Source organism: uncultured Paraglaciecola sp. (genome assembly GCF_937123705.1).
Classification (GTDB): Bacteria; Pseudomonadota; Gammaproteobacteria; order Enterobacterales; family Alteromonadaceae; genus Paraglaciecola.
Genome location: NZ_CAKZKO010000035.1, coordinates 1 through 7010 on the forward strand (window position 1 = coordinate 1; position 7010 = coordinate 7010).

The following is a 7010-nucleotide window of genomic DNA, read 5'->3' on the forward strand; positions in this document are numbered from 1 at the left end:
GACAATGAATGTACAGAAAACTGCACTGTGGCACGAGGCATAGTTGAGGTTGATATGATCTAAGACAAACATTTTTTTCGATGTTAATTGTGGTTGTAAATCGTGATTAACTACTGTTGTTTAGATGTTAATAAACAAATTTTGTAGCTCGTTAGAATATAACTTGGATCACTTTTGGTTGTTCTAGTTGCATATGGATGCGTTGTTTTATAAATCGTGAGTGTTTTTTGTGCTTTGGAAGGGAATGTGTAACGAAGTGGGTATTTATCGGAGTAAAGAGGTGAGAATCTTCGCTTTGACGATTACTTAGCTTTGACGCTTGCTGACGTTTAACGCCTACTTATTTTCCTAAGTAAGCGTTAAAACACAAGCTAGCACTAAAATATAATTAGGGTTAAAAATAGCGAGTGAGTTTAGTTCATATCAACGTCAGGAATGTCATTTGAATACGTTGACAGCTCAGAGCAGACTACCTTCTTACAAAAATGAATCATCCCATAGCGCGTCACCAGTAAAAACTCTTCTCTATTCAATGGAATGTAAGGCATCGCGTCAGAAGATAGGGTAGAACCTTCACTTATCATGACTTTTTCGTAAAACGACAACTCGCGATTCGGGATGATTTGCTGGTGTTGGTTCTCATCCAGTGAGATGTCGTGTTGAGTGACAGAGTAAGATCCTGATGACGTAAAACCGACTTGCTTGGTCGACACGTATAATAGGTCATAACTGTCATTCTTCTTAAATTCGATGTTAATAGAAGACTGGTTATGAATAATATTATTGGACGGGTTAATAATCGATGCTGTATTTGCTAAATAATGCCCTGCAAGGTGTGACTTAGGAATAAAGGTAGAAAGCCAACCGATTAATACGCCAAGCAGTACCACAAAAATTGCTGTATTCGTTTTGTTATTCACAAGTCACTCCTTTAAATCCTGCTGGAAAGCTCAGAGATTTTCCTGAATTATCGATGATGATTTTTCGTCCCTTATATTCATAAAGCGTGACGTTGAATAACTCGTTAAAAGTGAATTCGTCGGATTCGATTTTACAAGAGATAAAATGCTGACCCACGAGACCTTCACCTAAGCTGTTTCTATCTAAATAGGAAAACAAGTAATGGGATAAACCCGTGGTAACCACAAATAAAGCCATGAATGCTATGCCTATAGGTGGGTAATCGTGTATTCGGTATGCATTAACCGCATCAGCTCTGTGCTGGGTTGCCGCTTGTTTCGCGACAGCGATTTTTAGGGCACATACTATAGCTGAAAATGTTGTATTTCGGAATCTAACTTGCTAAGTAATTGCACTAGATCGATAAGCTCGCGCCGTGGATGTTGTGTGGCTGGCGGTTGTTTAGGCGTTAGTGTGGGTTTTATTGTGTTTAGTTGATGCAAGCAATTAAGCAAAAAATGCAGCTAGAACTAAGCCGTTAGGAATATCAAAGCGTTTAGCTATCAAACAGTCGAAACGAGAATACATCAAAAGTTAAACAGCTTGATTTGGAGTTAGCTACATAAGGCAGAAGCGCAATGCGCCCCTGCCCCTTAGTTAAATCTAACTGTTTTTTAAGCGTGATGCAGCTGCAATACCTGCTTTACGGCCAGTGATGGTGGCATCGCCAATACTGATCCCTGAGTTGTAGCCATCCCCTCGACGTGGAACGCCACAAGCTGTTCGGCCAGCAGCATAAAGCCCCTCAATTATTGAGCCATCTAAACCGCGCACCTCACCTGTGGGTTTGGTGTCGAGCCCACCTAGCGTGAAGTAAGGCATATATGCACCTCGTCCAGGGGTTACATCAAGGGCTACATAGGGTGGCTCAAGGGGGCGCAACCATTCTGGCTGCTTGTGAAACATTGGGTCTTCACCTTTGGCAGCAAAATCATTATAGAGGCTGAGAGTATTTGATAAGCAACCTTGTGGTAACTCAAGCTCGGCCTCTAATTCAGCTACGGTGTCACCGGTGCCAGCAACACTGGCATTCATGAAGTTCATCTGTTCATAGTCGCCGTAGGCTTCAATGTCAGCAATCAGATACAAGCGTTCACTGTTTTGTTCAAGTAAGTGAGTTCCGACACGGCCGTGGTAAGCATCTTCATTGATGAAACGCTGGCCCTTATCAGTTACAAAAATACCGTAGGTCAATGTTGAGGGCGGGTAAAATGGAATACTCGAAAAACCTTCGTGCATATTAATAGCCGCGCCGCCGACCGATAATCCCATTTGAATGCCAGAACCGGTATCGCCAGGGTTGCCAATAGGTGAGTTGCAACGATCTAATCGTGGCGCATATTGCTTAAGCATTTTCTCATTCATGACAAAGCCGCCGGCACACAAGATCACCCCGCCTCTTGCTTTGCAGGCGACTTCCTTGCCATCAATACGCACGATCAAGCCAACCACGGCGTCATTATCATCAACCACTAAGCTCAATGCGCGAGCGTCGAAGTGAATATTAACGCCGGCAGCAATAACCGCTTTCTCAAGCTGTTCCATAAGTACTTGACCGCCGCCCATACCGACCTTTTGTACAGCGTGGCCGCGCGGAGCAGGTTTAAAATGATCCTTTTCTGGCCATGCTTTTTCGTTACCACTGTAAAGAAGGCAGTCATCAGTGATAGGTTCGACAAGGCGCTCATCAATAAAACTTTCTTTAAAGGGTACGCCCTTTTCGACTAGCCAATCAAAGTGTGAAGCTGCAATGTCCACGTAGCTGCGAATTTTGTCTTCATCAGCCTGTGGTGAATGCTGCATCATTAAATAGTTAAACATGTCTTCGGAGCTGTCTTCAAAACCAAACATATTTTGGATTTTGGTACCGCCGTTACCACCAAGATAAACTTCACCGCCAGATAACGCTGTTGAGCCACCGGCTGCGGAGGCCGCTTCAAATAAATGCACTTTCGCGCCGCTATCAGCGGCCTCTATAGCCGCACAACTACCGGCACCACCAAAACCCACCACAATAACGTCTGTTTCTATGTCCCACTGACTAATGTCACTCGCCTTAGTGGCTTTTGTGGGTACTGTTTTTTTGGTACTAGCCATTGCAGACCTCTGTTTATTTAATGAATGCTTTGCGTGGTGCTATTACAGCCACGTTGTTTAAAGAGTATTCTTTAAATGCCATATTAAAGAGTGTTCTTTATTTTTGCAACGCCCCAATTGCAGTGGTAACGTTATGCCAATTTCTGCTGAATTGGGCTGCGCTATGACAACGGATAGCACCATCAATGAGCGTTCTGTTAATAATCATAGCGCTGCTAAACCGGTAAAAGAACAGCAAAATCGTCGTGAACTACTGATGCGAACAGCAGAAGAGTTGTTTGCCATAAAGGGTATCGACACGGTATCGCTCAATGAAATCAATAAGGCGGCTGGGCAGCGTAATACTTCAGCGCTGCACTACCATTTCGGCAATAAAAAAGGCCTTATTGACGCTATTGTTTATGATCACTACGCCGCAATCGATCATGATATTAATACTCGCCTCGATGTTTTCGATGCACTTGAGCCCGCCGATCAAACGCCGCGAAAGCTTTTGGAGTGCCTAGTCATCCCCTTTTCTAATCAGCTTGATTCGCCAGCAGGGATCAATTATTTGTTGATAGTTAACCAAGTCTTTATGAAAAGTTCAGAGATGATTCTTAAGGGCCATCCCGATGGTGTCGATAGAGCACGGCCTCGTGCTTTCAGTTTGTTTCGGCTAATGATGGCTAGCCTACCTAGTGAAATTAGAGCCTCACGCCATGTTATCCATGCCAATATGATTTTCAATGCCCTGGCTACTTATGCCCAAACCCGCCGTGAAGACAAAGCGCACGCCCTAGGCAGTAAAGACTTATTTGTCAGTAATTTATTGGATAACTTAGTTTCAGCAATGCAGGCTGCTCCCTCTGCTGAAACGCTTGCTGTTATCGACAAAGAAAAACAGTAGTTCGGGGCTCTTAACCATTTGTCTCATTGTTGCTGTGCTTGAATTACAATGTGAGACGCCAGTAAACCTCGATATCTACCACCCACGAGACATTTGACATTATGCTCAGCATCAAAAATTTTGAACTCGAAGACTTTTTAGCTAATTATTGGCAGAAAAAACCGCTACTGATTCGTGGCGGTTTAGCTGACTTTGAATTTCCGTTAATGCCCGATGATTTGGCAGGCATGGCTTGCGAAGAAGAAGTTGAATCACGTCTTATTGTTGGTGGTGTTGACAGCGGCTATGAATCGTCGAGCGGCCCTTTTGATGAACAGCTTTTTGCTACCCTGCCTGAAAAGGATTGGACGCTACTCGTGCAGGCAGTTGACCACTTCATCCCTGAAGTTGCCGCTCTGCTTGAGCATTTCAGGTTTATTCCCAACTGGCGAGTCGATGACGTTATGGTGAGCTATGCCAGTGAAGGTGGTAATGTCGGCCCTCATTATGACAATTATGATGTCTTCTTAGTACAAGGTTTAGGCTTGCGTGATTGGCAAATCGGTCAGTTTTGTGATGAACAGACAGCACTGGTTGAGCACGATAGTCTTAAGTTAATTGAAGATTTTCAGTGTCAGCAACAGTGGACCTTACAGCCCGGCGATATTTTGTATGTGCCTCCGCGCTGTGCGCATTGGGGTAAAGGTCGTGGCGATAGCTGCATGACTTATTCGGTGGGTTTTCGCGCCCCTAGCCATGGAGAAATACTTTCTCATTTTTGCGATGAGCAATTGGCTGATAGTAATGACTTTGTTCGCTATACCGACCCAGCACTTACGATACAGGACAACCCTGGTGAAATTTCTGAGCTGGCGATTGATCAGGTTCAGCAGATTTTAAAAAGTTTTGTCGATGACAAACAAGCTGTGGAGCAGTGGTTTGGCCGTTACATGACTGAACCCAAATACCCCGAATTGCACGAAGAAGAGCCTGAGCAATTCGATGTTCAAGAATTAGATGTATTGCTGGCAGAAAGTGAATTTTTATACCGCAACCCCAGTTCTCGTTTTGCATTTATAGAAAACGATGATCAGCTTAGCTTGTATGTCGATGGCCGAGAGTTCTGTTGTCGGGGGGATGCGCAAGAACTTGCCAAGCTGTTATGTGCCAATACCCAATTAAAAACGCTGGACTTACCGTTTCGTTTAAAAGATACCGACTTATTTAAAACCTTATTCAACCAAGGGGCTATATACATCGATGAAATTGAAGACGAAACTGACAATTAATCCAGCCAACTGGCAGCAAAATAAAGACGACCTACAAGCGATTAGGCAAGCAGTTTTTATTGACGAGCAGTCAGTGCCGATTGAGCTTGAGTGGGATGAGTACGACGACGAAGCTAGTCATTGGCTGGCATTTAACGATGGCGAGCCCGTTGCAACGGTACGGATGCTCAGTGATGGTCATATTGGTCGCATGGCGGTTTTAAAAAGCCATCGTCATCGCGGTATCGGCCGGCAACTATTACAAACAGTTATCGATGACTGTAGTCGACGGCAATTATTACGTGGCTATTTATATGCGCAGGCACATGCTCTTGGCTTTTATCAGTCAATGGGCTTTGAAATTGTCGGTGATGAGTTTATGGATGCAGGTATTGCGCATCGAAAAATGATTAAAACTATCTCCAAGCAGCGCTTATTGGGACAGCACGGCGGCCGTTTTTCAGTGCCTGATTTGGCCGATGCTGTGCTGGATTTAGTCGGCCAGTGCGAGCGGCAGCTACTGATATTTTGTTACGATTTAGATAAAAGCCTTTTTGATCGCAGTGAGCTTATTGATGTGGTGTCTAGGCTGGCGAGAAAAAGCCGTTATACCCAGATCAGGTTATTAGTAGTTGATACTAAATCGATGGTTAAGCGTGGTCATGGCATGTTGAATCTTGCTAGAAGATTAAGCTCTAAAATTGAAATACGCAAAACCACCGCAGATCTAAGAGATTTACCCGAAGCATTTGTGATTGCTGATAACCGCGGCCTATTAGGCTATGACTTACAGAACAGCGAGGCTAATAATGCTTGGGCGGACTACAACAATAAGCCGTCTGCTGAAGCTTTGGCGGCAGAGTTTGATTCACTTTGGCAGCGTGCCAGCCACGATCGAGAATTAAAAATACTGGGGATCTCTTAATGAAATTTCTCGCTAAATATTTGATCATTATGTTGTTTTTTTGTTGTGCTGGCGTTGTTAACGCCAGTGATAGTTATATTGATCCTAAAGACGATGATGTCATCAGCAGTAACATTGTTAGCTATAACGCAAAGCACCGTGAAGCCGATCGGCTGCTCGTTGCGATTAAGTCGCTTTACGAAGGTCAACTGTTGTTTAGTGTTGTTAAGGATAAGATTTACATTCGTGGTGATGTTCAGATAAGTGCTGAAGCAATTGCGGTATTAAAAGAAATGGATCAACCCGAACGCTATTTTCGTTTAAGGCTTAGTCAGACTAAGCCTAGCGCTAATACAAAAACATACAGCACTAACCAATCTGTGCTCGGCCACAATCAAAGCTTTGCAATGACCAATAACAAGCCTCTGTTGATCTCTAAACGCAATGAAACACAGCGTTTAAGTGCCGGGGGATTGTTGTGGTATCAAACCGATACGGTGGTGAATAAAGAGCAGACTATTGAGTTATCAATACGAGCATTGACTGCCGATCGTGCAGAATTAAGTTATCGAATAAGTCATGTAAATCAGGATGATAAACAGTTACAGGTCAATACTGTAGTGGTGCCTCTTAATAAGTGGGTGTCGTTGTCGGCTAAAGAAAACGACAATCGGCATTGGTCTACTGCTAAAACATCGACAAATAAAAGCCCGACAAACGATTTATTCATTAAACTTGAAACCTATTAACTCTAATACTTATTGGCAGGTCTAGCGTGTTTGTAATTAATGCTTAAAGCCAAATACCTATTTCTCGGTCTTGGTAAATTAATTCATAAGATTTTAAGCCAAAACCAGAAATGCTACCACTACACACTTCACTTATTAAAGAAATCTTTCTAAAATCTTCTCTA

General features: G+C 43.4%; 8 protein-coding genes. 4 read left to right on the forward strand and 4 right to left on the reverse strand.

The window, feature by feature from the left end; all coding sequences use genetic code 11:
* Positions 1-413: 413 nt before the first annotated feature.
* From Q0688_RS05005 to Q0688_RS05015, 3 genes are all read right to left on the reverse strand, one after another.
* Positions 414-920: a hypothetical protein gene (locus Q0688_RS05005; protein WP_299073805.1), complete on the reverse strand. Its 507-nt coding sequence runs from the start codon at positions 918-920 to the stop codon at positions 414-416.
* The gene (locus tag Q0688_RS05010) at positions 913-1158 is read right to left on the reverse strand and encodes a hypothetical protein (RefSeq protein WP_299073807.1); all 246 of its coding nucleotides are present in this window, start codon (positions 1156-1158) and stop codon (positions 913-915) included. Before Q0688_RS05010 ends, Q0688_RS05005 begins: the two co-directional genes overlap by 8 nt.
* A 405-nt stretch (positions 1159-1563) precedes the next feature.
* Entirely contained in the window at positions 1564-3057 is a 1494-nt protein-coding gene (locus Q0688_RS05015) for an FAD-dependent oxidoreductase (RefSeq protein ID WP_299073808.1), read from the reverse strand.
* A 133-nt stretch (positions 3058-3190) separates the two neighbouring features.
* On the opposite strand from Q0688_RS05015, the gene Q0688_RS05020 reads away from it, so the two are divergent.
* From Q0688_RS05020 to Q0688_RS05035, 4 genes are all read left to right on the forward strand, one after another.
* Positions 3191-3946 carry a TetR/AcrR family transcriptional regulator gene (locus Q0688_RS05020; protein WP_299073810.1) on the forward strand — a complete coding sequence of 252 codons (756 nt, stop codon included), beginning with the start codon at positions 3191-3193 and terminating at the stop codon, positions 3944-3946.
* Positions 3947-4047: 101 nt separating this feature from the next.
* On the forward strand, positions 4048-5214 hold the full coding sequence (locus Q0688_RS05025) for a cupin domain-containing protein (protein ID WP_299073812.1): 1167 nt from the start codon (positions 4048-4050) through the stop codon (positions 5212-5214).
* Entirely contained in the window at positions 5186-6118 is a 933-nt protein-coding gene (locus Q0688_RS05030) for a GNAT family N-acetyltransferase (protein ID WP_299073814.1), read from the forward strand. Before Q0688_RS05025 ends, Q0688_RS05030 begins: the two co-directional genes overlap by 29 nt.
* On the forward strand, positions 6118-6846 hold the full coding sequence (locus Q0688_RS05035; protein WP_299073816.1) for a hypothetical protein: 729 nt from the start codon (positions 6118-6120) through the stop codon (positions 6844-6846). Before Q0688_RS05030 ends, Q0688_RS05035 begins: the two co-directional genes overlap by 1 nt.
* Before the next feature lie 43 nt (positions 6847-6889).
* On the opposite strand, the gene Q0688_RS27625 is transcribed toward Q0688_RS05035, so the two are convergent.
* A partial coding sequence (locus tag Q0688_RS27625) for a type II 3-dehydroquinate dehydratase (RefSeq protein WP_367179780.1) occupies positions 6890-7010 on the reverse strand: 121 nt, incomplete at its 5' end.

Coding starts and splice junctions, on each gene's coding strand:
- Q0688_RS05010 (WP_299073807.1), bottom strand. CDS start 1,158: ATGGCTTTATTTGTGGTTACCACGGGTTTATCCCATTACTTGTTTTCC.
- Q0688_RS05015 (WP_299073808.1), bottom strand. CDS start 3,057: ATGGCTAGTACCAAAAAAACAGTACCCACAAAAGCCACTAAGGCGAGT.
- Q0688_RS05020 (WP_299073810.1), top strand. CDS start 3,191: ATGCCAATTTCTGCTGAATTGGGCTGCGCTATGACAACGGATAGCACC.
- Q0688_RS05025 (WP_299073812.1), top strand. CDS start 4,048: ATGCTCAGCATCAAAAATTTTGAACTCGAAGACTTTTTAGCTAATTAT.
- Q0688_RS05030 (WP_299073814.1), top strand. CDS start 5,186: ATGAAATTGAAGACGAAACTGACAATTAATCCAGCCAACTGGCAGCAA.
- Q0688_RS05035 (WP_299073816.1), top strand. CDS start 6,118: ATGAAATTTCTCGCTAAATATTTGATCATTATGTTGTTTTTTTGTTGT.